A 26,316-nucleotide genomic window follows, 5' to 3' on the forward strand; every position below is an offset into this window, starting at 1 on the left:
AAAAGAATTCAAAACTGGCGGGCAGCGAACGCAAACCTCCAGCCCAATAGGTAGCGGCTACCTCACGTGGCGGCATTTACGGCTTGGCCGCAGCACAAACGCCATCAACGTTGACGGCGAAAGCCGCTACCGCACGATCTGTGGGCGGAACAGGAGTGACGTTGAGATAGATCAAGGCTTCTGGGCCTGAAGCTTAACTTCCGTATTGAGGTAAAAGCAGCAGCAAACGTGGAGGTTATCCGCTAAGGGTCAAGATGCGAAGAACTCGATCTGCGCAAAACTAGTCCGCTGCTGAGGGTTCGCCACTTCGCTGATGGGCCAGGAACCGACTTGCGAGAAGTGGCAGCTTTGGGCGGCAAAGCGGCATCGGCCGACGAGTTGCTTTCGACCTCCATCCTTTCCTCCACCCCCAAAGTTCCCTCTGTGGACCGGATTTTCTTGGTTTCTTTTGCAGGTGACGGAAAGTCGACTCGCGCGGGCTTTTAGGCGCTCCTCATCCGCGAGACATTCTGTCGCTGAACCATTTGTTTTGCCGGAGGACTAACCTCTAGGCGGAAATCTGCCGTTCGCAATGTCGAACGGCCGTGCAGCGGGGTGCTTCTGCGCCACGTCGGTTGCAACAGCCGTGGCGTGGTCGTCCTTTCCGCTGATCCGTCTAAGTGCATGAGAACTGACTGCCGAAATACTACCGCTAGTCACGGAGGAGATGCCATGACGCAGATTCGGCTGGCCTCGCTGCAGGGCGAGGCGATTACGCTTGAAAGCGATGCAATTGAGGCCTTTCGCCAAACCTTGCGGGGTAACGTCTGTCTGGCCGAGGAGCCGGGCTACGATGAAGCACGTACGATCTGGAATGCGATGATCGATCGCCGTCCAGGCGCGGTCGTGCGCTGCAAAGGGGCCGCAGACATCATTCGTGCCGTACGGTTTGCGCGTGAGCACGGCCTCTTGGTCGCCGTGCGCGGTGGCGGCCACAACATCGCGGGCAATGCTGTTTGTGACGGCGGGCTCTTGATCGATCTCTCGCTCATGCGTTCCGTCCGGGTTGATGCATTTCACCGCACGGCGCGCGTGGACCCGGGGGCAACGCTTGGCGACTTCGACAAGGAGGCACAAGCTTTCGGCCTTGCTACCCCGCTCGGGATCAACTCGACGACCGGCGTTGCGGGATTGACGCTGGGCGGCGGCTTCGGATGGCTTAGCCGCAAGTTCGGGCTTGCCGCCGACAACCTGATCTCGGCCGACGTGGTGACGGCCGAAGGTGAGCTCGTCCGGGCAAGCATCGCCGAGAATACCGACCTGTTCTGGGCTCTGCGCGGAGGCGGAGCCAATTTCGGGGTGGTGAGCTCGTTTGAGTTCCGCCTGCACCCTGTTGGTCCAATGGTTCTGGCCGGGCTCATCATCCATCCCTTTGCCCGGGCGAAGGAACTGCTCGCGGGCTATCGTGACGTCGCCGCCAAGGCGCCTGATGAGTTGACAGTGTGGGTGGTGCTCAGGCAGGCGCCGCCCCTGCCGTTCTTGCCTGCCGAGGTTCACGGCAAGGAGATCGTCGCGTTCGCCGTCTGCTACGCGGGAGATGAGAACGAGGGCAAGCGTGCATTGGAGCCGTTGCGCGCGCTCGGAGAGCCGATCGCGGACGTGATCGGCATGCAGCCCTTCGCGGCGTGGCAGACTGCGTTTGACCCACTGCTCACGCCCGGCGCCTATAATTACTGGAAGTCGCACAATTTCGTTGAGCTCAACGACGGTCTTCTCGACACCCTGGTGAGCCATACGACAAGCCTACCGACCGGGGAGTGCGAGATTTTCATTGGTCAGCTTGGTGGCGCCACCAGTCGCATGGCCGTCGACGCCACGGCGTTCCCCCACCGCGATACGAAGTTTGTCATGAACGTTCACACGCGATGGCGCGACCCGGCGGATGAGCGACGTTCGATCAGCTGGGCGCGTCAGCTCTTTGCTGAGACAGCATCCCACGCAACCGGCGGCGTTTACGTCAACTTCATGCCGGAGGACGAGTCCGATCGCGTGGCGGGCGCCTACGGCCCGAACTATGCTCGTCTCGCGGCGCTGAAGGCCAAGTACGATCCCGGCAACCTGTTCCGGCTAAACCAGAACGTCAGGCCGTCCGCCGCACAGCGACCGGCCGCCTGACAAGAGACCGTAGTTGAGGGGGCAACGGAGACGAAGTTGGACATCGGAGAATGGCTGCGCACCCTGGGCTTGCAGTCCTATGAGCAGACGTTCCGCGACAACGGAATTGACCTTGAGATCCTATCCCACCTGACGGTTGAAGATCTCAAGGAGATTGGAGTCCAGGCCGTAGGCCATCGGCGGAAGATTCTCGATGCAATCGGCCTGCTGCCAGCGGACCTGGCGGCGACGCGGACCCCTGCGTCGGTCGAGCGACGTCAGCTCACGCTCATGTTCGTCGACCTCGTCGGATCGACCGATCTCAGCCGCCGTCTCGATCCCGAGGAACTGCGCGAGGTCATGCGGGCCTACTCGAACACGGTGGCGGGAGAGATTGCGCGACTGGAGGGCCACGTCGCGAAGTTTCTGGGAGACGGGGTGCAGGCCTATTTCGGCTGGCCGCGCGCAAGCGAAGATGCGGCGGAGCAAGCTGTCCGGGCGGGACTTGCCGTCGCAACAGCGGTCAGCGGCATGTCGTCAGGCGCAGGGGGCCTGCTGGCGGCACGTATCGGCATCGCCACCGGGCTTGTCGTGGTGGGCGATCTGCTCGGGGAAGGTGTTGCGCAGGAGGAAACGGTCACCGGGGAGACACCCAATCTCGCTGCCCGTCTGCAACAGGTTGCGGATCCCGGTACGGTCGTTATCGCCGACAGCACGCGCCGCCTGGTCGGCGATCTCTTCGAATTTGTTGAGCTCGGTCCCCTTCAGCTCAAGGGCTTTGCCGAGCCGGTCCAAGCGTGGCGGGTCATCGGCGAAGGCAGGGCAGAGAGCAGGTTCGAGGCCCTGCACGGCGCCCACGTCACGCCACTCGTCGGGCGCGGCGAGGAACTCGATCTGATGCTGTCACGGTGGCGGCTTGCAGAAGGAGGGGCTGGACAGGTCGTCTTGCTTTTTGGCGAGCCGGGAATTGGAAAATCACGATTGGTGCTCGCACTGCGCGAGCGGCTACAGACCGAACAAATCGCGCTCGCTAGCTATGCCTGTTCGCCGCATCACCTGAACAGCCCGCTCTTTCCCTTCATCTCGCAGCTCGAGCGCGAGGCGCGGTTCGCACCTGAGGATGCCGCGGAAGCACGGCTCAAGCGCCTCGAATTACTCCTTGGCGAAAACGGCGAAGGGCTGTCTAGCGATGCAATCCAGCCTCTTGCCGATCTGCTTGGCATTCCAACTGAGAGACCGAGCACCCAGCCAGAGATGTCGCCGCAGCAAAGGAAGGCGCTCCTGTTCCGCACATTCCTAGCCCGGCTCAATCGACTTGCCGCTTGTGGCCCGGTTCTGATGGTGCTTGAAGACGCGCACTGGCTCGATCCGACCTCGCGCGAGCTGTTCGACCAAATCGTGGATCGTCTCCAGGACTTACCAGTGCTGGTCGTCGCCACATTCCGCCCGGAGCTCCCGCCGCCATGGACCGGGTTTCCGCACGTTACGTTGCTCATGCTAAACCGCCTGCCACAGGCGCAGGTGGTCGTGCTCGTCGACCGGATCACCGAAGGTAAAGCGCTTCCCGCCGAGGTTCTCGATCGGATACTGGAGCGGACCGAGGGTGTGCCGCTTTTCACCGAGGAACTCACGAAGGCCGTTCTTGAAGCCGGGATTCTCCGCTACACCGGCGCTCGTTACGTGCTCGCCGGAGCATTGCCGTCCCTGGCGATTCCAGCGACGCTGCACGATTCGTTGATGGCGCGGCTTGACCGTCTCGCTCCCGTCAAGGAGGTCGCCCAAATCGGAGCCTGCATCGGCCGCGAGTTCGATCACGAGTTGCTTGCTGCAGTCGTGTCGATGCCAGAGGTGGAGCTCGCCGCGGCGCTTGACCGCCTGGTGGCCGCAGAGCTCGTTTTCCGGCGGGGCCTCGCGCCTGCCGCTACCTATGTCTTCAAGCACGCCCTGGTGCGCGACGCCGCCTATGAAAGCCTGCTCAAACGGCGCCGCCAGGAATTGCACGCACGGATTGCCACGTCGATCGAAGCGCTGTTTCCGCAACTTATCGAAGCGCAGCCGGAGCTCGTCGCCCGTCACTTCGGCGAGGCCGGATTGGCAGAGAAGGCCATTCCATACTGGCTGAGGGCCGGTCGCCTCGCAGCCGCTCGATCGGCGAATATGGAGGCAATTGCCCATTTGAGATCAGGGCTCGAGTGCGCCCGAACTCTTCCCCTCGGCGCATCACGCTCGCGCTTCGAGCTCGACCTGCAGCTTGGGCTTGGCGGCCCGTTGATTGCAACGAAGGGATTTGCGTCGCGCGAGGCGGAAGCGGCGTTCCAGCGCGCGCAGGAGCTCAGCCGCGAGCTGCAGAGCGAGGCTGATCTCTCCGCCGCGTTGAAGGGGCTCGGCCACGTCTATCACGTACGCGCCAACCTGCGCGAGGTCACAAGCCTCGTGGAGGAGACGGAGTTGCTGGCCAAACGAAGCGGTGATCCCGTGCGTCAGGCCGAAGCCGATCATCTTGCGGGAGTGCTCTCGTTCCACCTTGGCCAGTTTCAATTCTCGCGCGATCGGCTCGAGAGGAGCGCACAAGCCGGCGAATACCGCGGCCGCTATTATTCCGAGGTTTACGGAATTAATATGAGCGTATTCTGCCGTGCCTATATGAGCCATTGCGACTGGCATCTCGGCTATCCCGTTCGTAGCCTCAGGATTGCTGAGGAAGGGCTCGCAGTGGCGCGTGAGATTTCACATCCATTCAGCATCGCGCTCGCGCTCAACTATCTGGCGATGCTCCATCAATTCCAGCGAGAGCCAAATGCCGCACTGCAAGCCGCTGTCGAGTCACGCGAAATCTGCGCCAAGTACGGCTTCGACTACTATGGCGCATGGGCCAGCCTCGTTCGCGCCTGGGCGATTGCAGAATCCGGCCGGCTTGACGAAGGTCTTGCAGACTTTGATGGGGGGCTTGAGGATTTCCGGCGTACAAGTGCGGGGCTACGTATTCCGCACCATCTCGGCTTGCTCGCCGCGCTTCGTCGCAAGGCTGGATACGCCATGGCCGGGCTTCGGGTCATCGACGAAGCGGTCGCACTTGCGGACGCAAGTCTCGAGAACTGGTGCGCCGTCGAACTTCACCGGGAGCGCGGTGAACTGCTGTTACTCGCAGCCGGGGCGGAGGCCGAAAATCAAGCGGACGCGGAGTTCGAGGCTGCGATTGAAATTGCCGCTGCCCAGGGGGCAAGGCTGCCCGAGCTTCGGGCAAGCGTTGCGCGCGCCAGACTTCAAGCGGCACGCGGCATGCGGCAAGAGGCGCGCGACACTCTTGTGCCGATCTACAGCTGGTTCAGCGAGGGCTTGGAAACACGCGATCTCGTGGAAGCTCGCAAGTTGCTGGCAGACTTGTGACCAAGTTGACGATTAACCAGTCGATCTGGGCGCCGGACAACAGAGCATCTCGCAGGCTGACTTTGGGGTCAAAGGGCTACCAAGGCCGAACCGACCGGTTCAGGCCGCCGGGCAAAGCGGACATCCTGCAGACACGCCACTTCTGCTTCGGGTCTTGGTTGTGTGCAAACCGATAGGTCGTCACGCGGCCGTGGTCGCCAATCATCGCAGGCGGCCGATGCTCTCGCGTAGGATCGTCCAATGTCCGGCCAAAGTGGGTATCGCGACGCGGTATTGCGCGTTTGGACGCACTTTCCGGCCTTCAGGCGGCGCGGATGGCTGCAATCAGGCTCGGTTTGCCGACGATGTTCATCACCCGTGTCAGGTTAGCCGACATCCGAATTGGCTTCGCGTTGTTCAGCTAAGGGCCAGCAACGGACTCAACATCGCAAACGCTACTCTACTCGATTACTTCGTCGGCGCGAGCGAGGAGATAAGGCGGGATAGGCGCGGGCGCTCGATCGGGCGGAGCCGGCGGCGGCGCGGGGGCTGGGGTGCTGGATCGGGCGGCGGCGGCAACTCTCCGGCGGCCGCTAGTGTCAAGGCGCTTCAAACAGCCCCGGATCGGCCAACCTGGGCGTGACCATGAATGACCCGAAGGTGAAGGGGAAGTAGCCCCATCGCGAACAGCCCGATGGCCTACGAATCCAGCGGGCTGTCTTCATGATGCGTTCGCTTATGAGCAGGAGCAGTCGGAGGACCGAATTCGTTGGAGCGATTGCCGTGGTTTTGAGGACCGGTGCTAGATCGCCGACGAAGAGGAGCGCTCTCAAACGAACAAAAAGTCATTCGCCGTCATCAAGTGCGTGAAGTTTGCAAGCGTAACTTGATCAGCTCCCGCCATGATAATGGTGCTAGTTCCGCTTTGGGTGATGACAAGGTCATTGAACGACTGCACGCCCGCAACATCAATGAAAGCTATCTTGTCATCCTGGCATTGGCTGAAATCCCGGATGAGATTGTTGGCACCGACGGTCATCAGACCATTGTCCTTGAATACAAACGTATCGGCACCTCCATGAGCATTGCCGCTCAGCTCGCCATCTCCCCACATCTCATTGCTGACCGTGCAACCTTGCCCAGCCGTCCCCGCGTATAGTGCATCGCTGCCGCCCTTGGCACGACCGGACATTTGCGCCGCATCGCCCCACAAGAAGTTGTCGACCCGGCCGATTTCAACGGCGTGGCCGCCGACGAGAAGATCATCGCCTCCTTGGGTCGCCCCGCCCATGGCCTGGGCGTCGCCATAGAGCTGGTTCACAACATCAGTCGCCGACCTGTCGCCGCCGCTTAGACTGTCATTACCTCCGCTGGCGGCGTCGAGCATCGTAACAGCATCGCCGACGGCGAAGTTCTTGCTCCCCTGCAACGTCGCAACGTCGTCGCCGCCTTGCGCATGGCCGGACATTGTGGCGCCGGCGTCCCCGTAAAAGGACACTGTAGAGCCGCCCTCGTTGACGAAAGTATCGTTGCCGCCCTTGGCAAAGCCGGAGATGTTGCCGCCGGCGTCGCCATAAAAGGTCTTTGACGTTACCGCCCCACCGGAGCCCATGAAACTGTCGTCGCCTCCCTCGGCATGGCCGGACATGTTACCTCCGGCATCACCATAGAACACCTGCGTGGCGAACAAGGCCCCGTTGAAGGTGTCATTGCCACCTTTGCTGTAGCCGGTCATGTCACCGCCGGCATCTCCGTAGAATGTGTTGCCAGACTCCGTTCTGGCTGTGAATGTGTCATCGCCGCCCTGGGCGTGGTCGAACATGTTGCTCCCGGTGTCCCCAAAAAAGATATTTGTAGCCTGCCTGGAGCCCTGGAAGCTGTCATTGCCCCCCTTGCTGTGGCCAGACATGTCGCCGCCCGCGTCGCCATAAAAGGTGTGGGTGCCACCCTGTACCGTCTGAGTTATAAAAGTGTCGTCGCCGCCCTGAGCGTGACCCGACATGGCGCCGCCGGCATCGCCGAAGAACGTATTGATTTGCTGTCTGCCAGTTCCACTCAAGAAGGTGTCGTTGCCGCCCTTACTGTGGTCCGACATGTCCGCGCCAGCGTCCCCGTAGGCAGTGACACCAGCCAATGGGAGTCCGTTGAACGTGTCATCGCCGCCCTGCGCAAAATCGAAAATGCTGCCAACCACGTCGCCATGAAATGTGTAATTGGAAAGTCCGATTTCATCGAAGGTGTCGTTCCCTCCCTTCGAAAAGTCAAACATGCTACCACCAGCATCCCCGAATAGGGTCGGTGGGTCAGGGGTGCCTATCAGGTTGTCGTCGGTGCCAAATTGACGATTGACTAGGTCACCCGGAGTAAGTGGAACAGGCTGCCTGCGCATCGGAAGTCCTCCTCGACTGCATCCAACACAATCTTAAGGTGTTTCGTCAGGCGGCGATCAAACTATAAGTGGGTACATCTTTGGGCCACCCGGTTCTTCACGCTAGATAGTCAGCCTGGCAGACCGAGTGAACGTCACTTTTTTTCTGTGGCCTGTTTATGGATGCCGAGGCCCTATCCAACGTCAGGCAAGCCTATGTGGAGCGCTTGCACTGTGGCTCGGCACGCGCGCGACATTGGTGCCCAGCACGGAAGGACCGAGCTTGTGCTGGCACAGTTTGCGGATGACACGTGCGAGCTCGCACTTTGAAGGTACGGCCAGTAATTCGCACTATGTGGCCGCGTTGCAGGCCGTAACGCAAAAGATGGGCTTGCCCGAATCCTATGTCGCAGGATTAGCCAACTAGGCCGCTACAAGGTGGCCCGCCGGCCCGCAAGATCGGAGATTTTCTTTTTCGCTAGCCGTCCCGGCAAGATATGCCGAAGTTGTCGCAGGTGATCGCAAAAGCTTCTTTCGACTTCGCATCTGCAAAGCAAAAGCGGGTGCCGATCTCTACGCGATCGCTCCACCAGTCGACAGTATTTTGTTTTGCAATGCGGGAAGCCTCTCCGCGCAGCAAATCTAACTGTCTTCCAGCGGCATGAACGATCAAGCAGTTTTCCTTTGCCATGAATGCTTACCTCAAGAAAATGAAATCGCCGCGCAAATTGATGCGACCGCGGAGCTAGCTGGCAGGCCTATGTCTTGTATCCGTGGGACCGCTTCCAGTTACCTAGCCAAGGAGGTTATCTGGGCCAGTCGATTGGTCGCGGTTCACTTTGCTTGAGAGCGACCGAACAAGCATCTCCAGCTTCGATTGCTCTTCGCTCAAGCGCTTTTCTACAAACTGGCGCTCGAATTTTGTCAGAGTGGTTTGCAATAAGAGGCGATAACGTTGGATATTGTTGCGATGTGCCTGTGCCAAATAGTCGTCAATCATCGTCGTCTTCCTCTGGCGGATACCAACCATTCCACTTTTGCTTACGAGGGTGAAGCGACCCGAGGCAACATTGAGTGGAGTATCTTCGCTCTCGAAGCCGGCATACCCGGCGGCCCCGGCCATCTAATTTCTGACGGATTCAGATAACAGAAACAAAAAAGTCCCCGAAATGACGATGCCCCGCGCTCTCGTTCAGGGTAGTGCGGTTTGCTGTTCCGATCTGTGAACTACTTCACAAGCTCCATGGTCGTCGCTTTTATCGCTCACTCGTCAGTTATGTCAGATGATTGCTTCGAAACTCCCCCGGCCGTTCGCGCGCTGAGTTTTGCTTGTTAGCCCAACGCGCTGGACCTTGGCTGCTGTCATTGTTCAATCGGGAGGCGGACGTGGCGAAAGGCATTGTGAAAGGTTTAACGCAACCAAAGGGTTCGGTTTCATCCAGCCTGATGACGGCGGCCAGGATGTTTTCGTGCATATTAGCGCAGTGGAGCGCGCCGGCTTATCGGGCTTGGCTGAGGGGCAGAAGGTCTCTTACGAAATCCAAGTTGATCGCAAGCGCGGAAAGAGCAGCGCAGAAAATCTGCGCGTCTGACGGCGTCCGCGACCATAGCGAAGCGCTGCGGTTTTGATCACGGCACCTTTTGTCCGAGGTCACTTAGGAGCGCATGGAGATGCGCTCGCCGGAGAAGCAGGTCGACCAGCCGTCGTGGGTCTGGGACGGCAGCCGACGCTTTCGTCCCGCATCCGAATTTGCCAAGCATGGAAGTCTCGACTGCGGCGCCACGCCAAGAGATTGTCCTCGGCCAGCGTCGGTCTCAGACGTGCCAAGCCACCTCGAATGCAGCCGGGCCGCCTCGAAGCTTTCAGCCGAGCCAATCTGGTGCGTGCCCGGTTCGGTGCGGGGATAGAAGCCAACACTCCAGCCCCACTGATCACCGCTTGTCGGGACACGGGCGCGCTTGCCGATCGTGCCCACATGCATGTCGTTGTAATAGACGTGCCAAGTCTTTTGATGCTGATTGTCGTTGCGGGCTGTCATGCGGGGCTTTATGGCACCTCGGCGACCCCAGGGAGCTGGTGCTGCGGCTCACCAAGATTTCCACCGCCGTACCGCCGCCGTTTCGTCGCGTAGCGTCAAAGTCCGCTAGGCCGCGCCGCGATACTCGGCCGCAATGATGGGTGCATAAGAACAAACGGGATTGGGAAGCGTTTATATCGCACAGTTCAAACCCAGGGAGGTTGTCATGGTCAAGAAGGCGTTTTTCGCTCTCAGTGCCGCAGCGGTGCTTGCCCTGGCGCCCGGTGCAGCGTCCGCCCAACGCGGCTTTCATGGAGGGTGGCACGGCGGCGGCTGGGGAGGCGGGTGGCGCGGTGGCGGTTGGGGAGGACCAGCGGTGGTGGGCGTAGGTATTGGCCTCGGGCTCGCCAGCGCGGCCGCTTGGGGACCTGGCTGGGGGTGGGGAGGACCCGGCTGGGGAGCGCCTGGTTGGAGTTACGCAGCGTATGGCGGTTGCACGCGATGGCGTCGGGTCTGGACGGGCTGGGGTTGGCGTCTCGCGCCGGTGAACGTATGTTGGTGAGGCGCGTGATCGACTGATGGCCATGGCAGGTGGATCGGTCGACTAACTTGATTATTCGAGAATGTCTTGGCCGGCCTCCGAAGCTGCACATAGGTGCCGCTCTCGTGCATTCGAGCCAGCCGTGCTCAATCGCCCGGCAAGTCCCGCCCCGAAGCCGGGGCCGCTGCCCTGGAGCGTGTAAAGGAACGCGTCGATCTTTTCGACGTGGACGCGCCCGTCTTGCGGCTTGCGGCGAACTCGACGAAGCTTGCGCGCGGCGGCTTTCGGGTCTTCGTTCGGTGACCAGCTTCATAAATTGCCTGATTCAATGATCCAGCACGGCTCAGGAATGAACGGCCTTAGCCCGTAGTCCATGAATAAGCTCTCATGTCCAGACGGCAGGGAATACGGGCCTCAGAACTTCCGTTCTTGGGATCCACGTGCTGCGGCTTTAAATTGGGACTTCACTGCCCGTGAAGCAAACGACGAGGTAGTAGGAACATTGAGATGGCCAAACCGAGCGAGAAAGAAATTGCCGCCCGCGCATACAAGCTTTGGGAAGAAGCAGGCATGCCTAAAGGCAAGGACGATGAGTTCTGGCATGCCGCCGAGCAAGAGCTTCTGAATGAAGACAAGTCTAACCCAATGCGGACACCGGACACGTTGTGAGAAAGACCCGCTTCTTTTTTCGACTACCGCTCTTCAGTCGGAAGCCCCACTTGTAAGGTGTGATCTGCCGGGTCTCGGTCAACTTTGATCATGCGACTGGCGGCGCATAGCGGGCGTGCGGCACGATCTGCACTTTATAGAGGTTTTGAGCTTCCAAAGCGGCGTGTGTCGTGGCCGGCGGATGGCCTTAAGCGGAAAGGCTGGCGCGGGTTTCAGCGGGCGCATTCGACCTCCAGCTGACCAAGCCCCACATTCAAGCACAGACCGATAGTCGGGAAAGGACTGGGCAGGCCGCCGCGGCCTTCCATGCGACGGCACAAGCTTCGGCTTCCGCTCGATCGGGCTCGCGAACAGCCGCTTGGGCGCGCTCACGGGCTCCCTGACAGCAGCGTCTGGTGAGCTGGCCCGTCCTGCCTGCGCTTGGGGCGACGGCGCGGGCAAGCCGAGAAGGCATTGAAGCCCGTGCCTGCACCATCCGGCCGCGATATTCTCTCGCTAACCCGTCCCGCCCGGGCGGCGGCGGCTGCCGGCTATGGCATTGGCGAGGTCCTGCTCGAAAAAGGGCTTCGCAAGCCGCGGCAGTTCCTGGGCCGGGCCCTTGGGCAATTCTGCGTAGCCGGTCGCTATGATGATCGGAAGGTCTGGCCAATTGCGATGAACCGCTTCTGCAAGTTCAGATCCGGTCATGCCGGGCATCCCCTGGTCGGTGATCAGGAGATCGATGTCCCCTTTTTCTCTGATGAGGCTCAAGGCTTCCGCGCCGCTTGATGCGGAGAAGGCGGTGTGGCCGAGATCCTCCAGCATTGCGAGGGTATTAAAGGCGACAAGGGGATCGTCGTCGGCGCTGACGATCCTCAGAGCGCGCGTGAAGGTGGCGGGGGGAGGTGTGATGGACTTCGTGTCAGCCCTTTCATCGGTGAGGGCGATGGGCAGGCAAAGTTCTGCCGTCGTTCCCACGCCGGGTTGGCTCTTGAGATAAAGTTTGCCACCCGATTGCTCGGTCATGCCGAGCACCATCGGCAGTCCAAGACCCGTCCCCTTGCCGACGCCTTTGGTCGTGTAAAAGGGTTCGATCGCGCGCCGCAAAGTCTGCTCATCCATTCCGGTGCCGGTGTCTTTCACGGCGATGCAAAGATAACGGCCGGGCTTTAGTCCGGGCTCGTTCTGGACGGTCCGCTCGTGCGCGGAGATGACGATGGAGCCGCCGTTTGGCATCGCATCCCTCGCGTTCATCGACAAATTCAGAATGGCGAGCTCAAGCTGGTTCGCATCCGCCGAAACTTTTGGTAGACCCAGCGAAAAATGCGTTTCGATCTGGACGGTTGAGCCGAGGGAGCTCCGTAGCAGCTCGCTCATGCCATTGATAAGTTCGGTGACATCGACGGTCTGGAGCTTAAGCTCCTGACGCCTCGCAAACGCCAGCATCCGCTGCGTGAGCGCCGCGCCGCGCTGTGCGCCCTGCAGGGCGTTGTCGAGAAACTGCTGGACCTGGGCATCGGCGCCGGGCAGGCGGCGTTTCACCAGCTCAAGACTGCCCTGAATGGCCATGAGCAGATTGTTGAAGTCATGCGCGACGCCGCCGGTGAGGTGGCCGATCGCTTCCATCTTCTGCGACTGCATCAGCGCTTCGCGGGTGCGCTCAAGTTTTTCTTCGGCGATCTTGCGCTCCGTGACATCCCGGGTGATTTTAGCGAAGCCGACAAGCTCGCCCCCGGTATCGTGGATGGCGTCAATGACGACATTCGCCCAGAACCTCGTGCCATCCTTGCGGACGCGCTGGCCTTCTCTTTCATATCGGCCTTCTCGCCGGGCGGTCTCAAGCGCGACGGCCGGAAGCCCGGCTTGCCGGTCTTCGTCCGAATAGAAGACAGAGAAGTGCTGGCCAATGATCTCCTCCGGCTTGTACCCCTTGATCCGTTCCGCACCAGCGTTCCAGCTGGAGACCAGGCCATCGAGGCTGAGAAGATAGATCGCGTAATCCGTCACTCCTTGCACGAGGAGGCGGAACTGTTCCTGGTTGCGGCGGAGCTCTGCTTCGGCCGCCCGGCGCTCTGTCAGGTCGCGCGTTACTTTCGCAAAGCCAACCAGCCTGCCGTCATTGTCGCGAATGGGATCGATGATGACATAGGCCCAGAACCGGCTGCCGTCTTTACGCACACGCCAGCCTTCGCTCTCGAATTTGCCATCGCGCTCGGCTGTTTCAAGCGCGCGCCGTGGTAGCTCCGTAGCGCGGTCCTCTTCAGTGTAGAAGCGGGAAAAATGCTCGCCGATGATCTCGGATTCTTCATAGCCCTTGAAGCGCCGCGCACCGGGATTCCAGCTGGAAACGATACCTGCCGTATCCAGCATATAGATTGCATAATCCGTCACCGCCTCAACGAGCATACGGTATCGGCCCTCAGCCGACTGAGAGTCTTCGAAATATTTCCGGCTGTCCAAAGGTTTCCTCGGGGGGTCGGTGTTTACGGAGTTTAACAGGAGTAAACCCGCGTAGCCGCAAAAAGTTCCATCGGCGCGCTTCTTGCGGTGGCCGTGCGAGCCCAGCGTCGTGTATTGCGTTTCAGGCCATAGCTGCAATCACATCGGCAAAGCGAACCTCTCTGTCCAACGCCACTGCATCACTGACCGTGTGCCTTGTGCAAATAGTGCCGCAATGCACTTAGTGTACCACGCGCCTCTGCTGCCTCAGCCAAAAGGTCAGAACATGCATCTGTACGCGTGCATGTGGCCGTTGACTGATGTCTTGCGGAATTTCTCTGCGCTGCGCTTGGCATTCGCTTCATTCAAGCAGCTGCTTGCCGGAGGTTGAACGTTGAGCATTGCCAAATCGTAGCACGCTGGTAGAAGGGCGCTTCACTGAAGGAGCACCATGTGGCTAAGAAGACTACAAAGAAGCGTGCACGTCGCGAATACACCAAAGAGGATATCAAAGAGCTACGCGCTCACTCGAAGGCAAAAACGCCGGTAGTGAAGATCGCTAAGTTGACGAAGCGGACGGAAGGTTCGTTGCGCCAAAAAGCACAGTCACTTGGTATCGGATTAGGCCACCAGCGCTAAAGGTTGGTGGATCTCCACCCTCGAAAGCTTGATAGGAACAGCTTCGGTCTGCGCCCGTTTCAGAGGATCGTGTATCAAATCAACAAACTGAACACAAAAAACTCCAACCCCGGCTCGTATCAAAATCAGTGACTTTCAGGGTTCACGCCTGGCTCGTTCTCCAGATCGAGAAAACGGGAGTGTAAGGTCATTTCATTCTTAGACCCGTCAAGCAAAACGCGAACGCGGTGGCGCGTTCCGCCAGATCCCCGAACAACGCCATGTCGGCCGGCCATTCTGGGACCCGCCGCTGCGTTCAAGATGATCCGTTGCCCTTTCACCAGCTCGTTTTTGACGAGTGTGAGATCCAGTAAGTTCGGCAGGCTGCGTCTGTTTGGCGGGGTCATGGTGAAAACTTAGCGCCGCCGGACGCGGCGCAAAATGTCTCGTCGTCGTACCGTGTGGTTTGCAATCAGCAGCCCGACAGCCAAGACGGCGAGAGGACAGCAACAATCTCGCAGATCATTTTGGACCTCGAAACGTTCATTTACTTCACGAGATCATCGAATCGTCAAGGCTCGTTGTGTTGCGCGACGGAATTACGTTAGAGGATCGTTTGGAGACAAATTGACCAAAGAGGATTTCCCGGTCAGCTACCAATCAAGCTTAAGCGTCAGCTCGCAACGGCGACCGAGCAGGAAGCATCAAGAGCATCAGCGAGTCGAGCGGCGGTTTTGGGTTCAAGGCGGAACAGGCTTTATAGCCTGTGCGACACGGGTCGTAGGCGCGTCTCACTGCTAAACTTAGGCCTTAGGCTCGTCCGGAAAATCGAAGCTGAGAAAAATGAGGGTGACCGCTCCGACGATCAAGAGTACGACGCACAGCGCCGCGATTCCGTAGGGCCACACTTAGGTCTCCGTTGGAAAGAACGAAGCCGACGCGCCGAGTATGATGACGCGCCGACTTCGCCATGCTTAACCCGGACAGGGGCAACTCGTCCGGTGATGACAGCGTAACTGGGAAGCCGAGCGGCGCAATCGAAGCCCGAAATTAAGCTTGAGCGGTAGGGTAAATGCGGACACCAGTTTCAGTGGCCGGATAGACCTGATCGCCGTCCTAATCCTTAGATTCCCTAGTCTCGCATGCTGAGGAGCCAAACTGTCAAACGATCTCGTCGTTCAGCTCGGCGCGAAGCTAGACCAATTTCAAACCGACATGAACCAAGCCGGCGACATCGCGGAATCCGCAATGGCGCGTACCATGGACGCACTCAAGTCTGCGGGCCTCAACCCGCTGGGTAAGATCGACGACAAACTGGCGCAAATGGCCGCGGATCAACTTTGGTCAACCGCGTCTGGCGGCGGGGGCGGGTTGTTCGGACTGCTGTTCGGTGGCTTCGACGCAGTCAACGCCAACGGCTCTATTGGTGGGCTATTGGGTCGACGCCGGTGGGCGGGGCTCCGGTGGTTAACGCATTTAACAGCGGCACCAATTTCGCACCGGGCGGCATGTCGTTGGTCGGCGAGAATGGCCCCGAGTTGCTGAACATCCCTCGCGGATCTCAGGTAACGATGCGCCGCGCAATGGCGGGATGGGCGCTGGCACTACGGTTCACGCGGGCAGCACCGTGGTCATCCAGGGCGACGCCAGCGAGAAGACTGTAGGCCTTATCAAGGCCGCGTTGGCACAGCGTTGCCGGCGAAGGTGGTCTCTGCGGTGAAGCGCGCTAAGTCGGGAAGGAGTTTCTGATGGCGTTGAGGGACGGGGCGGTGAAGGGTGCTAGCGCTGCTGTACGACGGGCCCTGTCGCAGACAGCCGACATAGCGGCGGCCCTTTCGTTGTTCAGCTGAGGACCAGAAGGCGAAGTAGCCACACAGGCCTAACGCACAGGCTGGCCTGGCTCCCAAGGTAACGGCGGCTCAGGTCGAGCAGGGGCGGCCGACCTGTAATCGAGGCAGCGGTGAGCAGGCGTCGGGAGGGACGCAGCTGACTTCATACGATCCGCGAGCTTCTCGCAGTCGTCTAGCGTGGCGATGTTCGGGACGACAACGTTGGTTGACCCAATGGCGATCATTAGCAGGTACGCAAGCATTACAACTACCCCCCGGGTTGTATGGAAGGCTGTACTCGCGCGCGCCAGATTAGCCAAGCGAAATATGACAGATTTGTTTCAGTGGGCCGGCGCCCCTGGACCCTGTGGAAGCGGTGGATAGGTGAGGAGGCGTGATGCGCTAGCTGGCGGCGAGTAGGCGGAACAGAGCGCTATTCCCATCAATCTGGGCTGTTTCGCGCGAGCCCGCAAAGCCCGCCTTCACTGGCGTGTCGCCGTTGTAAACTCGCCACTCCCACAACGTCGGCTTCAATTGGATCACCTCGACTTCAAGCAATGATTTCCTTTCCATCCGTCGAGTATGCACGGCGAATGATGATCATTCGAACCCAGAAGTTGGGCACAACCCGTTCAAGGAGCAATCCAGAACGCAACAACGATGACCGCCAGCGACGCGGCGATCAAAACCAGATCGACTTCAAGCCAGTCGGGAATCCGCTTCGTAGGTTCTTTGGGCATCGCATCGCCCTCTATCGGATTGCCGGAATTCTACGGTGAACGGCCGCCGGCCAATATGAGCCCATTCACACACGTGCGCGTTGCGTTGCGTACTTCCTCTAACAACGGACCCATATGAAACAGTTGGGCGAACCGCGAACCGACCCATATGGATCGGTTGATCCTGAGGAAGCGGTGGATAGGTTCTCGCGTTACGGCTGGGCGGGTGGTGCAACTTGCCGGGGGATGGATATCCGTAACGCCATGACCGCATTCTATCTCAAGGCAGGCTGCTGCACTCGGTGTCATGAACCCACGACCAGGGCATTCATGGTTGATGAGCAAGTCTACTGGAGGGTCAGCGCCGGGCTTGCGTTTTACCAAAAGCAGAAGGCGCCAGTGTGTGAGCCGTGCGCCACCGTCAAGGAAGTAGCTCGCTGCACATCCGAGGATCGTGTGCGTCGTGTGGAATGCTGAGCCGCACCGATGCCGGCACGATTGAAGCGAAACAAGCGCCGCCATTCCACTCACATCAGTCCCGAAGCTGTCGAGTTATTTAAGCGCGGCTTCGACCTGCAGCGCGGCCCGCACGATCCGTGCGCGTTGCTCGACATAAAGGTAGCCATTGCCACAGCGTTGGGCCGCAGCAAGTTCGCCGCCTGTCCACTAGATCGCGAGCCGCGGTCATTGATCGGCTGTGACCGCGAGCCAGTTGGGGTCGTGCTGGAGTTCAGGGCGGAATTGCTGAGGAGGAGCCTGAAGACGAATTCGTCGACTGCCGCCGCCCCCGTGTGAAGGCGCGGGTTGCGGCCAGCCTTTCTTTCGTCGAAATTCGGGCACTAGTTTTGCTTTTTGGAAAATGGAGAATTCAAAGTGGCTATGGGGACAGTAAAGTGGTTCAACCCGACAAAGGGTTATGGATTTATTCAACCGGACAACGGCGGCAAGGATGTGTTTGTCCACATCTCCGCAGTTGAGAAGGCTGGTTTTACTTCGCTGGCAGAGGGGGCGAAGGTTAGCTTCGACGTCGTGAATAATCGCGGAAAGGACTCGGCGGAAAATCTACGCGTCGGGTGAGCCTGCCAGACCGCGATGCGACGGCTTCAATTCGTCGATAGTCTATCGTCGAATTTCCTCTTGGCCATCCTGCGTTGGTTCGCTGGGGAGTCAGAATGATGAGCGAGGAAGAAGCCGACCGCTATCGAACCGAAGCTGAGGAATGCCGCCGTTTGGCCGATAGAGCAATGAGACAGCCGGACAAGGAAGCCTGGCTGAGCCTGGCGGCGGATTGGCTGAGCCTAGCCGAAGGCGCTAGCATGCAAGTGGGGCGTAGGGGATAAGCTTGTTGTTTGGTTCTGTTCGCCTAGCATTCGTTGACGCGAAAAGGCCGCAGCGGTTTTTCACTGCGGCCGGCCGGGTTAAAATGAAAACGTGAAATATGGAGTCCAGCCCCGGCGACATAAAGCCTACAGCGACGGCGCCGGGGCGCAATGTCAGCAATGTCACACTCTGGAAAACGTTTCCGCACGTCAGCTTCACTGACTGAGGTGGGGCTCGCCGGGGCTGGCGAAGGCGAGCCCTAACCCCAAGGCCGCGAAAGCTCCGGCTGCCTTGACGGATGCAGCAGTCTGCACCTGACCGGCGCAGATGCGATCGTTAAAACAATATCGAAATTTGGTGGCTCCCTCGACGAAGCCAGCGTCAATTTACCGCTGGTGCCCGAGGCCGATACCCAACACGATGGCCTTCTGACGCAGCGCGCCCTCGGTTCGTTTGGTCATCTTGGCGATTTTGACGACCGGCGTCCGAGCCTTGGAGTGCGCCTTAAGTTCCTTGATATCCGCAACAGTCCACTCGCGGCGAATTACTTTTTTCTTTTTAGCCAAAAACGGCGCTCCTTCAACGTTGAGGGCGCGGTCTAACAACATGGCGCGTGCCGCGCAAGCCGCGCACTTATGCGACGCGGCGCGACGGCGATGTAACCGCGCGCCTTAACATGCGGGACGCCATCGCGTGAGGAGTTTCAAGGGGCAGGCTTCAGGCGGCGTGACGCAACGCGTCGCGCATGTGTGGCCGGAAGATCAACCTTGGCAAGAGGATTGAGCCGACACCGATTGATTGGACCGCATGGCAGGCGGAGCGCGCGGTGCATCGTTGGCCTGTAAGGCCGGCAAGCCGCTGAGAGCGCGCGACGGCGGAGCAGGGTGCTGAGGTGGATGACTTCGAGCCCGTTTGCTAGCGCCAATGTCTGCGGACCCTGTCGTTTTGGACAGGTGCTAACCTCCCGAAACGAGCACATGATCGCGGCTAAAGAACGGAGGGCTGCGGCTTTGCAACGTTACTACTTCCCAATCTTCCACAACGGCGAGACGCAGGCGGACGAGGTGGGAGAGCTATTTGGCTCTGCTGAACTGGCGGTCCAATACGGCGCCCGTGTCGCTGAGGATATCGCCAGCGATCCCGACTATGACCCTGGTGTGGGCACGGTTGTGATTGTGGTTGACGACTCCGGTGCGGAGATCGCGCGGCAAAGGGTCGGTCGTGTTACCTACAGGGGCGAGGAGATCGATTGATAGGATGTCCCGGCGTCGGATGCCACAGAGTTGGTCGACTATTTAGGACCGGTGATGTTGTCGGGTCGCGCAATTGATGTGGCATCCAAGATCGTACCGCCGGAGCATTGGATAAAGGAGGGCCTGCATACCTGGCTTTCGAAGCATGATCAAAAGACGGTATCCGATTTGTCCAAAGCTGTGGACTGCGAATGTCACGTCGGACCCGCAGTGCATCCCGGCGTGGTTTGGCAGGGAATAGTTCCGCCTCAGATTTTTCAGTGACACCGAGTCTGCCCAGCGGACGCTTACAGGGCTTGAAAAACCTGAGGTAGTACCGTTCAATCGCCGGCTGGGGAGTCGGCGCATGATCACGCTATTCATCGATACCAATGTCCTCCTATCCTTTTACCACCTCACGAGTGAGGACATAGAAGAACTGAAGAAGCTCGTCGCTCTCGTGGAGAGTAAGGACATCGAGCTTATCGTCCCCAAGCAGGTGGAAAACGAGTTCTGGCGCAATCGTGGCGCCAAGATCGTCGACGCCATGAAAAAGCTCCGGGAGGCAAAATTCAATGCTTCATTCCCATCCTTCTCCAAGGACTACGGTGAATATGCCGAGATACGGGAGCTCCTGAAGAAAGCCGATAAGCTGCATGCGGACCTAGTCAGCAAGATCACGACGGATGCCAAAAAGATGTCCCTGGCCGCCGACGAGATTGTCACCGGTCTATTCAAAAAGGCGACTAAGCCGGCATTCGTCCAGGAGCACTACCTTAGCGCGCTCATGCGCACACGCCTGGGCAATCCGCCCGGTAAGGATGAGAGTGTCGGCGACGCGATGAACTGGGAGACCTTGCTGGCGACCGTCAAAGAGGGAACAGATCTCCATCTTGTCTCGGAGGACAAGGACTACCGCTCTCAGCTATCTGAGGGCATTTTCAATGAATTCCTGCGCCATGAGTGGCTGTCAAAGAAGAACTCAGAGCTGCGCTACTATTCCAAAATCTCGGACTTCTTCAAAGAGTGTTTTCCCACCATCAAGATCGCCAGTCAGATCGAGAGCGATCTTGCTATTACGAGCCTGAGTAATAGCGGAAGCTTCGCCTCTACGCACCCCATCATCGCGAAGCTGGATGCGTTTGACCAATTCACTCCCGAGCAAGTGGAGCGTCTTATTCAAATTCCGGCGCAGAACAGTCAGGTGGGCTGGATCATCGACGACTCGGATGTCCATTCGTTTTATTCAAAGCTATTGGACAAGTACGCGAAGTCCCTCAAGGCCGAGGATTTGGAGACGTTGAAAGAGCTGGTCGAGAAAGGCAAGGATAAGCCGAAGCCGCCAAAGCAGATCGACGATGATATTCCTTTCTAAAAAAGCGCCCTCCGAAGAAGGCGCTAGTCTGAGGTGAGGATTGCTCAGCTTGGTTGGAGCGGGCCATCGGCTGCACTCCGCCGCAACGTTCTCCGTGGACGCCACGGCATCGGCTCCAAGCCACGGCGGACGGGGTATCAGGTTCGCGCGATGCCGCAGGCGCGGAGAAAATTGCGGAGGGCGTTGCGCGTCAGCATGCGCGAGGCCGAAGCCGTCATGCATGAGCAGATCAATCGGGATGATGACTGCACCTTTATGGCGCAGGAAATCTCGCGGATGCGCGCCGTGATGAGTGATCTCGTTAAGGAGCGCGTCAGACTCGGCGATACCGAACCCATTGTGGTGGCGAGCCTCTTCATTGACCGCCGACTGCCGAGCCCGCCGCGCGGCCGTATAGCAAAGCGCCGCCTCGTGCTTGGCGCCGCGCGGGTGAATGGATAGACCGCAAGCTCCGCGAGATGGACGAGTAAGGTCGCTCGGCAGGATTCTTCCGTAGCCGTCTAACGCTGACCGGAAGCACCGCCCCCCGGGCCTCGTTTTTCCGTTTGGCCGGGCTCGAGCGCGGTGGGCGGCTGTAACCCCCGCGACCATTCTCTGACGTGAGCGCCAGTCTCAGCCTGCCGGGCGCGCCGGAGAAGGGCATCTTTCTCGACCCCCGGAGGCATCGCCTTAGCCCGCTCCCGCAGTTCCGCGGCTTGCTCAACCAGACGTTCTTCAGCAGATTGAATTTGTTCGAAGCGGCGGCGGATTTTTCGCATGGGGTTCTCCGTGCAGTTCCCGCCCGGCAGGAATCAAATCTTGCGGGCTGGTTTAGGTTCCTCGGGCTATTTTCCACTCAGCGCAGCGGCGATCTTACCGCCGATGGCCTCAACCGCGCGGCGGGCTGCCTCGTCGGCCAGGTGAGCGTATCGGTTTGTCGTACTCGGATCGGCGTGACCGAGCAGGGTGCCGATCACCGGGAGGCCCATCTGGTCACCGATCCCGACGCTGGCAAAACTGTGCCGCAGATCGTGGATCCTGACACCGGTCACGCCAGCCCGCTTGCAAATGGCTGCCCATGGGCGCTTCAGGTCCGCGCGCGGTTTCTCATTCTTGGTACCGGCCGATTCTCCAGCGATGACGAAAGCACCCAGCTTGGTCAGGCCCTTGATGATGTCGATTGCCGCAGCCGGTAGATAGATCGTCTTTCTGCCAGTCTTCGAGTCGGGCAACCGCAACACACCGCGATCCAGATCAGCTTCATCCCAGCGCAAGTGCAGGATCTCCCGCAAGCGCGCGCCGGTCAGCATAAGAATCCGGATTGCGGCGGTGGCGTAGGGCGACATTTTCACAAGCTGCCCGACAGGCGCGTGCTTGGCGTCACCGGCCTCAACAGGCAGGCCAACGGTCTCCGCCTCTATCATGGCGTTGCCAATCGCCAGTAGCTCGGCGGTCGTTAAATAGCGCTCGCGGCCTTCCTCTTCGTTCAGCTTCGCGCCGGAGGCAGGGTTCGTACCTTCCGGCACGTGGCCATGCCGCGATCCCCAACCGTACGCCGCAGACACCAGCTTGATTGCCCGGTTAGCGGATATGCGGGCCTCGCGCGTCATCAGAGCGTGCGCGCGTTGTACATCAACTCGGGTCAGCACCACTGCCTTAGTCGAGCCGATCCGAGGCTTGACGTGCTTCTTTAGGAGCATGCGGTAAAGGCCCGCGGTGGACGCTTTTTTGTGCTCGGCGACGTATTCCTCGATGTATTTCGAGACCAATTCCTCAACCGTTAGGCTGGCCCGCTCGTCGCTCCGATTTTGGGCAAGGTCTTTCCCCAATGCGGCGTTCGCGATCGCCTTGCGGGCCGCCTCGCGGGCCTCATTGGTCTTCAGGGTGCCGACCCGGCCCAACTTCAATCGCTTCTTGCTGCCGCCGGCTACGGGGCGGAATTCGGCGAAGTAGGTGCCGGTGCCCGTGGTGGTGCGGTAGAGACCGAAGCCCGCAAGATCGTTGTCGAAATAGTAGGTCGTCTTGTTGGGAACCGCAGACTTCATCAGCGCCGCTACGCTATCGGTCGAAATCCTGATCGTTGCCATGCCCCACCAAATTTATAGCCAGTATGTAGCCAGCAGTCTGGCTATTGGCTCGGAAAAGGCAAGGGGTCATTGGTTGGATTACGTTTGATTTACAGTGATTTGTTGCGCGCCATCCAACGTCAGGAATGGCTATAAATCAGGTCGTTTATAACTGGGAGACTAGGGGTCGGAGGTTCAAATCCTCTCGCTCCGACCATTTTTTCCAAATCATCGGGTGGATCGACCGGGGGCGTGGAGCCTGCTCCCGCTGCGCGACGCATGCGCGACGACCGGTAGCGGGAGCGAAGCCATTGGTGGAATGACGTTTTTCCGAAGCGATTTAACGCGTCGGGCAAAACAGGAGCATGATGTCACCATGTAAGCCTGTGGGACGGGGGAATATTCACGACAGCTGCTTCAATGCATTGCGTCGCAGGGACTTGGGAGGCGCGACGTCCGGAGCGGAGTTGCCTTCTCCCCGCGCTATGATGTGTAACCTGTCCTGGCGGCAAGCAAGTAGCGTCCGCGCCGCGCGAGTTTCACGGTAGTCAACCTCCCGGTTGCGAAGGCGCTCGGCCTGGTGCTTCCAACGTCCGTTCTGAGCCGCGCAGACGAGGTGATTGAATGACATCTTGCTGAAGATGAAGTTCACCAGACCTCATGTCTTGCGTCGGGGGGTGCTAGGATGGGTAGGTAGTCCGCTAGAGGTCGCGGACAGCTTTAAACGGTTTGGTAAGAATGGAGTCTTGATACTGGGACGGGCTTGGGGACTCGCGGGGTCCCTTAGATGGAGCGTTCAGCGCGATCTAAACGAAAAGTACGTCGAAGGCGCTGGGTTGTTTGTTACGGTAATTTCTCTATTGAATGTCGAGACGAAGATGGCGCGAAGGATGTGGCAGCCAAGCTGCATAAGCGCCGATACCGTGTCACAGCCCGGACAGCCGATGGCGTCTCACCTTCGTGGCGAGTAGAGCCAGACGAAATCGACGCGTGGATATCTTCACCCACGCGCCCTAGTCGCTCGCCGCGGGTTCGACCTTCGAAGAATCGATAATTTGCGAAACACTCGAGTTGGATAGCGGCTTCAGCGCGTTGGTTTCGCCCGCGTCCACTCCAACTTCGGACACACTCTAGCCCCTATTTGGCTGCTGGAATGCTGGCGAAACTCGCGACTCATCTGGAGTTGCAGCCAACTTGGGTCCGAGATTGGTTTCGCAGGAGGAGCGAGCGCTCCTGCAGCTATCCAGCGATCGGTCTTGCGTGTGATCCATCGCAAGGCCTGTAAAGGCCCCAGTCTTCCCCATTGGCTGGGGCCTTCCTTTTGCGCCAGATCACAAAAATATTGGCATCACGGCGTTTGAGGAACGACTCTCCAGGGGAGAGATTGAAAAATCGGTCTGTGGCGAATCTGGACCTCCTCAAGGTCTCGCCATCCACCCGGAACGGCCCCACCGTCCGACGCGCGTTTGGCGATGGGCCGGTTTTCGTAGGTATTCACTCAACCCCGCCGGCTCACAAAGTCGGCGGGGTTTTTGAGCTAGCCGTCTTGGTATCGGACTCCTAGGTTGTCGCAGGTGCGAGCGAAGGCATCTGTAGCATTTGCGTCTTCAAAGCAAAAAAGTGTGCCGACGTCGGCACGATCGATCCACCAGTCGACCTTGTTCCCCTTAGCAATGCGGGAAGCCTCTCCGCGCAGTAGGTCGAGCTGTCTTCCGGCGGCATGGACTATCAGGCAATTTTCCTTGGGCATATGTTTTGTCCTCAATAGGGAAAGCTGAATTGATCGCCATCAAAAATGGAAAACTCATGGCCATGGGCTCACGGGCGACGTTTTCGCAAACTACCTCAGATACCCCACCACCATCCGCGTCGTCTCATCCACCAGCGTCCTCACCGTCTTCTCCGACAGCATCTCGGCCTGGTTCAGCACTGTGTTGTGCGCGACCGCCTCGATCGCGCTGACGCAGATGAAGGTGGCTAGTCCCGGGTCGATCTTGCGCATCTCGTTGCGGCGGCTTTCGAGATAGGCGCGCACGAGGGTGTGGACCTCGCGGTTGAAGGCTTCGACGTCCTTGAGCTGGCCGGTGCGCGGGATCTGCTCGGCGAGCACCCGATGTAGTTTGGGGTCGATGCGGTGGGCTTCGATCGCGACGGTGACGAGGCGGCGCACGGCTTTGTCGATCGGCAGGTCGGCGACCTCGGTGAGGGCGGCGCGGACGATGCCCATGATCTCCTCGTTGTGACGGTCGATGACGGCGGCGACGAGCGCCTCCTTGCTGGGAAAATACTGGTAGAGCGAGCCGACGCTGACACCGGCGATTTCGGCGATGCGGTTGGTGCTGGCTTTCTCAAAGCCTTCGCGGACCAGAATGCGAGCAGTCGCCTCGACCAGCGCGTCGACGGTGGCGCGGGATCGCGCCTGCAAGGCATTTTTCCGGGGTTTTGTCGGCGGTTTGCGGGCCACGGCCTTGTGATCTGAATGCGAGTAGGAAAAGCGAGTGAATGCTCGCATTATATCCGCAAGTGGCGGCGGGTCGGCAAGCCTCTTTGTCGCCGTGTCGAAAGAGCCAGATGGGGATGTGGCCATGAGCGTTGCCAGAATCGTGTCGGCCTTGCAGTTCTGTCCGGGCGGTTGCGTCTTCGGCGCCCCGGCCCGGCGCGATCCTGCGCCAAGCCTGCAAAGCCGTGCCCTCAACCTGCTCCTGCGGCAGCTTCCGTACAAGCAACAGCTCGCGTCCGCCGGGGCCGTGCAGGCGCATGTCCAGAAGCTCGCCGTGCAGCCGGTCTCGTTCGAGCCGCCGAATCTGGGCCGCGGCGTCGAGGTGACGTTGACCAAGATGGGCGGATGGCCGGTCTATTACACGGCGCCATCTTCGGGCCATGAGGGCTGCAACCACGTGATGTTCCTGCACGGCGGTGGCTTCATCAACGAGATCGTGCCGGCGCATTGGCGTTTCGTCGGCCAGATGACGCGCAAGGCGCGCGTCGTCTGCGTGGTGCCGATCTATCCGCTCGCACCGCGTGCCACCGCCAAGGATCTCGTGCCGGCGACGGCCGAGCTGTTGCGGATGCTGCTGGAGGATGTCGGGTCCGCAAAGGTCACGGTGGTCGGCAATTCCGCCGGCGCGGGCCTCGCGCTCGCCGCATGCCAGTGGCTGCGCGACCGCGGGCATCGGCAGCCGGGCCGGCTGATGCTGATCTCGCCCGCGGCCGATGCCTCGGTCAGCCGCCCGGAGCAGGTCGAGATCGCGGCGCGCGATCCGATCCAGGACATTGCGGGGATACTTGAGGCGGGGCGGCTCTATGCCGGCGAGCTCGATGTCGGCCATCCCTTCGTCAGCCCGCTCAACGGCGCCTTCCGTTCGCTCGCGCCGATGACGATCTTCTCGGGCACGCGCGACCTTCTCTACCCTGATAGCGTCGATCTCGCGGAGCGAGCGAGGGCGGCGGGCGTGCCGATCGAGCTGCATCTGCTCCGTGACCAGCCGCACAATTTCGCGCTGATGCCGACGCCGGAAGGGCGACAGGCGCGTGCGATCATTCTGCGTGCAGTGGCTTAAAGGGAAGGCGTGATCGTCGTCACTGGGGCATGCCGCCGCAATGGGGGCTGGCGCTAGCGGTGCCCGCGCGGAGAGACCAGGCTACCTCCGGGGCGTTTCCTCATC

General features: G+C 59.8%; 20 protein-coding genes. 11 read left to right on the forward strand and 9 right to left on the reverse strand.

From position 1 onward, the window contains the following. Positions 1-711 precede the first annotated feature (711 nt). Together AC5ZFO_RS10700 and AC5ZFO_RS10705 are read left to right on the forward strand one after the other, a co-directional pair. Entirely contained in the window at positions 712-2,154 is a 1,443-nt protein-coding gene (locus tag AC5ZFO_RS10700; RefSeq protein WP_496122060.1) for an FAD-binding oxidoreductase, read from the forward strand. A 36-nt stretch (positions 2,155-2,190) separates the two neighbouring features. Further along, entirely contained in the window at positions 2,191-5,520 is a 3,330-nt protein-coding gene (locus tag AC5ZFO_RS10705; protein ID WP_496122061.1) for an adenylate/guanylate cyclase domain-containing protein, read from the forward strand. 808 nt (positions 5,521-6,328) lie between these two features. Here AC5ZFO_RS10705 and AC5ZFO_RS10710 read toward each other — a convergent pair. The 3 genes from AC5ZFO_RS10710 to AC5ZFO_RS10720 all read right to left on the reverse strand — a co-directional run bounded on the left by AC5ZFO_RS10710 (position 6,329) and on the right by AC5ZFO_RS10720 (position 8,990). Then, positions 6,329-7,768: a hypothetical protein gene (locus AC5ZFO_RS10710; RefSeq protein ID WP_496122062.1), complete on the reverse strand. Its 1,440-nt coding sequence runs from the start codon at positions 7,766-7,768 to the stop codon at positions 6,329-6,331. A gap of 577 nt (positions 7,769-8,345) precedes the next feature. After that, positions 8,346-8,558: a hypothetical protein gene (locus AC5ZFO_RS10715; protein ID WP_080584279.1), complete on the reverse strand. Its 213-nt coding sequence runs from the start codon at positions 8,556-8,558 to the stop codon at positions 8,346-8,348. 102 nt (positions 8,559-8,660) lie between these two features. Beyond that, positions 8,661-8,990: a hypothetical protein gene (locus AC5ZFO_RS10720; protein WP_496122063.1), complete on the reverse strand. Its 330-nt coding sequence runs from the start codon at positions 8,988-8,990 to the stop codon at positions 8,661-8,663. 229 nt (positions 8,991-9,219) lie between these two features. On the opposite strand from AC5ZFO_RS10720, the gene AC5ZFO_RS10725 reads away from it, so the two are divergent. Further along, on the forward strand, positions 9,220-9,459 hold the full coding sequence (locus tag AC5ZFO_RS10725; RefSeq protein ID WP_496122064.1) for a cold-shock protein: 240 nt from the start codon (positions 9,220-9,222) through the stop codon (positions 9,457-9,459). Positions 9,460-9,522: 63 nt separating this feature from the next. Here the strand turns inward: AC5ZFO_RS10725 and AC5ZFO_RS10730 are convergent, their stop codons facing one another. Next, entirely contained in the window at positions 9,523-9,906 is a 384-nt protein-coding gene (locus tag AC5ZFO_RS10730) for a hypothetical protein (RefSeq protein ID WP_496122065.1), read from the reverse strand. Positions 9,907-10,933: 1,027 nt separating this feature from the next. Here AC5ZFO_RS10730 and AC5ZFO_RS10735 point away from each other — a divergent pair. Further along, positions 10,934-11,095, forward strand: coding sequence for a DUF2934 domain-containing protein (locus AC5ZFO_RS10735; RefSeq protein ID WP_080584152.1), 162 nt, complete (start codon positions 10,934-10,936; stop codon positions 11,093-11,095). 495 nt (positions 11,096-11,590) lie between these two features. Here AC5ZFO_RS10735 and AC5ZFO_RS10740 read toward each other — a convergent pair whose 3' ends face one another. Then, on the reverse strand, positions 11,591-13,534 hold the full coding sequence (locus tag AC5ZFO_RS10740) for a hybrid sensor histidine kinase/response regulator (protein WP_496122066.1): 1,944 nt from the start codon (positions 13,532-13,534) through the stop codon (positions 11,591-11,593). A 417-nt stretch (positions 13,535-13,951) separates the two neighbouring features. On the opposite strand from AC5ZFO_RS10740, the gene AC5ZFO_RS10745 reads away from it, so the two are divergent. Beyond that, the gene (locus AC5ZFO_RS10745) at positions 13,952-14,152 is read left to right on the forward strand and encodes a hypothetical protein (protein ID WP_496122093.1); all 201 of its coding nucleotides are present in this window, start codon (positions 13,952-13,954) and stop codon (positions 14,150-14,152) included. 2,210 nt (positions 14,153-16,362) lie between these two features. Here AC5ZFO_RS10745 and AC5ZFO_RS10750 read toward each other — a convergent pair. Next, positions 16,363-16,518 (reverse strand): hypothetical protein, encoded by a 156-nt coding sequence (locus AC5ZFO_RS10750; protein WP_496122067.1) that lies wholly within the window; start codon positions 16,516-16,518, stop codon positions 16,363-16,365. Positions 16,519-17,165: 647 nt separating this feature from the next. Between AC5ZFO_RS10750 and AC5ZFO_RS10755 the strand changes: the two genes are divergently transcribed. Continuing rightward, positions 17,166-17,474: a hypothetical protein gene (locus AC5ZFO_RS10755; protein WP_496122068.1), complete on the forward strand. Its 309-nt coding sequence runs from the start codon at positions 17,166-17,168 to the stop codon at positions 17,472-17,474. A 78-nt stretch (positions 17,475-17,552) separates the two neighbouring features. Further along, entirely contained in the window at positions 17,553-17,756 is a 204-nt protein-coding gene (locus AC5ZFO_RS10760) for a cold-shock protein (RefSeq protein ID WP_212488757.1), read from the forward strand. A gap of 629 nt (positions 17,757-18,385) precedes the next feature. Here the strand turns inward: AC5ZFO_RS10760 and AC5ZFO_RS10765 are convergent. Further along, complete coding sequence (locus AC5ZFO_RS10765) at positions 18,386-18,607, reverse strand: hypothetical protein (RefSeq protein ID WP_496122069.1); 222 nt, start codon at positions 18,605-18,607, stop codon at positions 18,386-18,388. A 369-nt stretch (positions 18,608-18,976) separates the two neighbouring features. Here AC5ZFO_RS10765 and AC5ZFO_RS10770 point away from each other — a divergent pair, with 369 nt between their 5' ends. From AC5ZFO_RS10770 to AC5ZFO_RS10780, 3 genes are all read left to right on the forward strand, one after another. Next, positions 18,977-19,252 carry a DUF6894 family protein gene (locus AC5ZFO_RS10770; RefSeq protein WP_496122070.1) on the forward strand — a complete coding sequence of 92 codons (276 nt, stop codon included), beginning with the start codon at positions 18,977-18,979 and terminating at the stop codon, positions 19,250-19,252. Positions 19,253-19,598: 346 nt separating this feature from the next. Further along, entirely contained in the window at positions 19,599-20,606 is a 1,008-nt protein-coding gene (locus tag AC5ZFO_RS10775; RefSeq protein ID WP_496122071.1) for a PIN domain-containing protein, read from the forward strand. 195 nt (positions 20,607-20,801) lie between these two features. After that, a complete protein-coding gene (locus tag AC5ZFO_RS10780; protein ID WP_496122072.1) occupies positions 20,802-21,047 on the forward strand; it encodes a hypothetical protein in 246 nt (81 codons plus the stop codon). A 383-nt stretch (positions 21,048-21,430) separates the two neighbouring features. Here AC5ZFO_RS10780 and AC5ZFO_RS10785 read toward each other — a convergent pair whose 3' ends face one another. Together AC5ZFO_RS10785 and AC5ZFO_RS10790 are read right to left on the reverse strand one after the other, a co-directional pair. Further along, positions 21,431-22,672: a tyrosine-type recombinase/integrase gene (locus AC5ZFO_RS10785; RefSeq protein ID WP_496122073.1), complete on the reverse strand. Its 1,242-nt coding sequence runs from the start codon at positions 22,670-22,672 to the stop codon at positions 21,431-21,433. 1,819 nt (positions 22,673-24,491) lie between these two features. Next, on the reverse strand, positions 24,492-25,076 hold the full coding sequence (locus AC5ZFO_RS10790; protein ID WP_282523480.1) for a TetR/AcrR family transcriptional regulator: 585 nt from the start codon (positions 25,074-25,076) through the stop codon (positions 24,492-24,494). Positions 25,077-25,236: 160 nt separating this feature from the next. On the opposite strand from AC5ZFO_RS10790, the gene AC5ZFO_RS10795 reads away from it, so the two are divergent. Beyond that, positions 25,237-26,211 (forward strand): alpha/beta hydrolase fold domain-containing protein, encoded by a 975-nt coding sequence (locus AC5ZFO_RS10795; protein ID WP_496122074.1) that lies wholly within the window; start codon positions 25,237-25,239, stop codon positions 26,209-26,211. Positions 26,212-26,316: the final 105 nt, after the last annotated feature.

It is taken from the genome of Bradyrhizobium sp. Unk1, from assembly GCF_059512345.1.

What these genes read in the sequence shown, in the direction of transcription:
- AC5ZFO_RS10700 (WP_496122060.1), top strand. Translation starts at nt 712, where the DNA reads ATGACGCAGATTCGGCTGGCCTCGCTGCAGGGCGAGGCGATTACGCTT.
- AC5ZFO_RS10710 (WP_496122062.1), bottom strand. Translation starts at nt 7,768, where the DNA reads ATGTTTGACTTTTCGAAGGGAGGGAACGACACCTTCGATGAAATCGGA.
- AC5ZFO_RS10715 (WP_080584279.1), bottom strand. Translation starts at nt 8,558, where the DNA reads ATGGCAAAGGAAAACTGCTTGATCGTTCATGCCGCTGGAAGACAGTTA.
- AC5ZFO_RS10720 (WP_496122063.1), bottom strand. Translation starts at nt 8,990, where the DNA reads ATGGCCGGGGCCGCCGGGTATGCCGGCTTCGAGAGCGAAGATACTCCA.
- AC5ZFO_RS10730 (WP_496122065.1), bottom strand. Translation starts at nt 9,906, where the DNA reads ATGACAGCCCGCAACGACAATCAGCATCAAAAGACTTGGCACGTCTAT.
- AC5ZFO_RS10735 (WP_080584152.1), top strand. Translation starts at nt 10,934, where the DNA reads ATGGCCAAACCGAGCGAGAAAGAAATTGCCGCCCGCGCATACAAGCTT.
- AC5ZFO_RS10755 (WP_496122068.1), top strand. Translation starts at nt 17,166, where the DNA reads ATGCCGGCACGATTGAAGCGAAACAAGCGCCGCCATTCCACTCACATC.
- AC5ZFO_RS10765 (WP_496122069.1), bottom strand. Translation starts at nt 18,607, where the DNA reads ATGTTGTTAGACCGCGCCCTCAACGTTGAAGGAGCGCCGTTTTTGGCT.
- AC5ZFO_RS10770 (WP_496122070.1), top strand. Translation starts at nt 18,977, where the DNA reads ATGATCGCGGCTAAAGAACGGAGGGCTGCGGCTTTGCAACGTTACTAC.
- AC5ZFO_RS10775 (WP_496122071.1), top strand. Translation starts at nt 19,599, where the DNA reads ATGATCACGCTATTCATCGATACCAATGTCCTCCTATCCTTTTACCAC.
- AC5ZFO_RS10780 (WP_496122072.1), top strand. Translation starts at nt 20,802, where the DNA reads ATGCGCGAGGCCGAAGCCGTCATGCATGAGCAGATCAATCGGGATGAT.
- AC5ZFO_RS10785 (WP_496122073.1), bottom strand. Translation starts at nt 22,672, where the DNA reads ATGGCAACGATCAGGATTTCGACCGATAGCGTAGCGGCGCTGATGAAG.
- AC5ZFO_RS10795 (WP_496122074.1), top strand. Translation starts at nt 25,237, where the DNA reads ATGAGCGTTGCCAGAATCGTGTCGGCCTTGCAGTTCTGTCCGGGCGGT.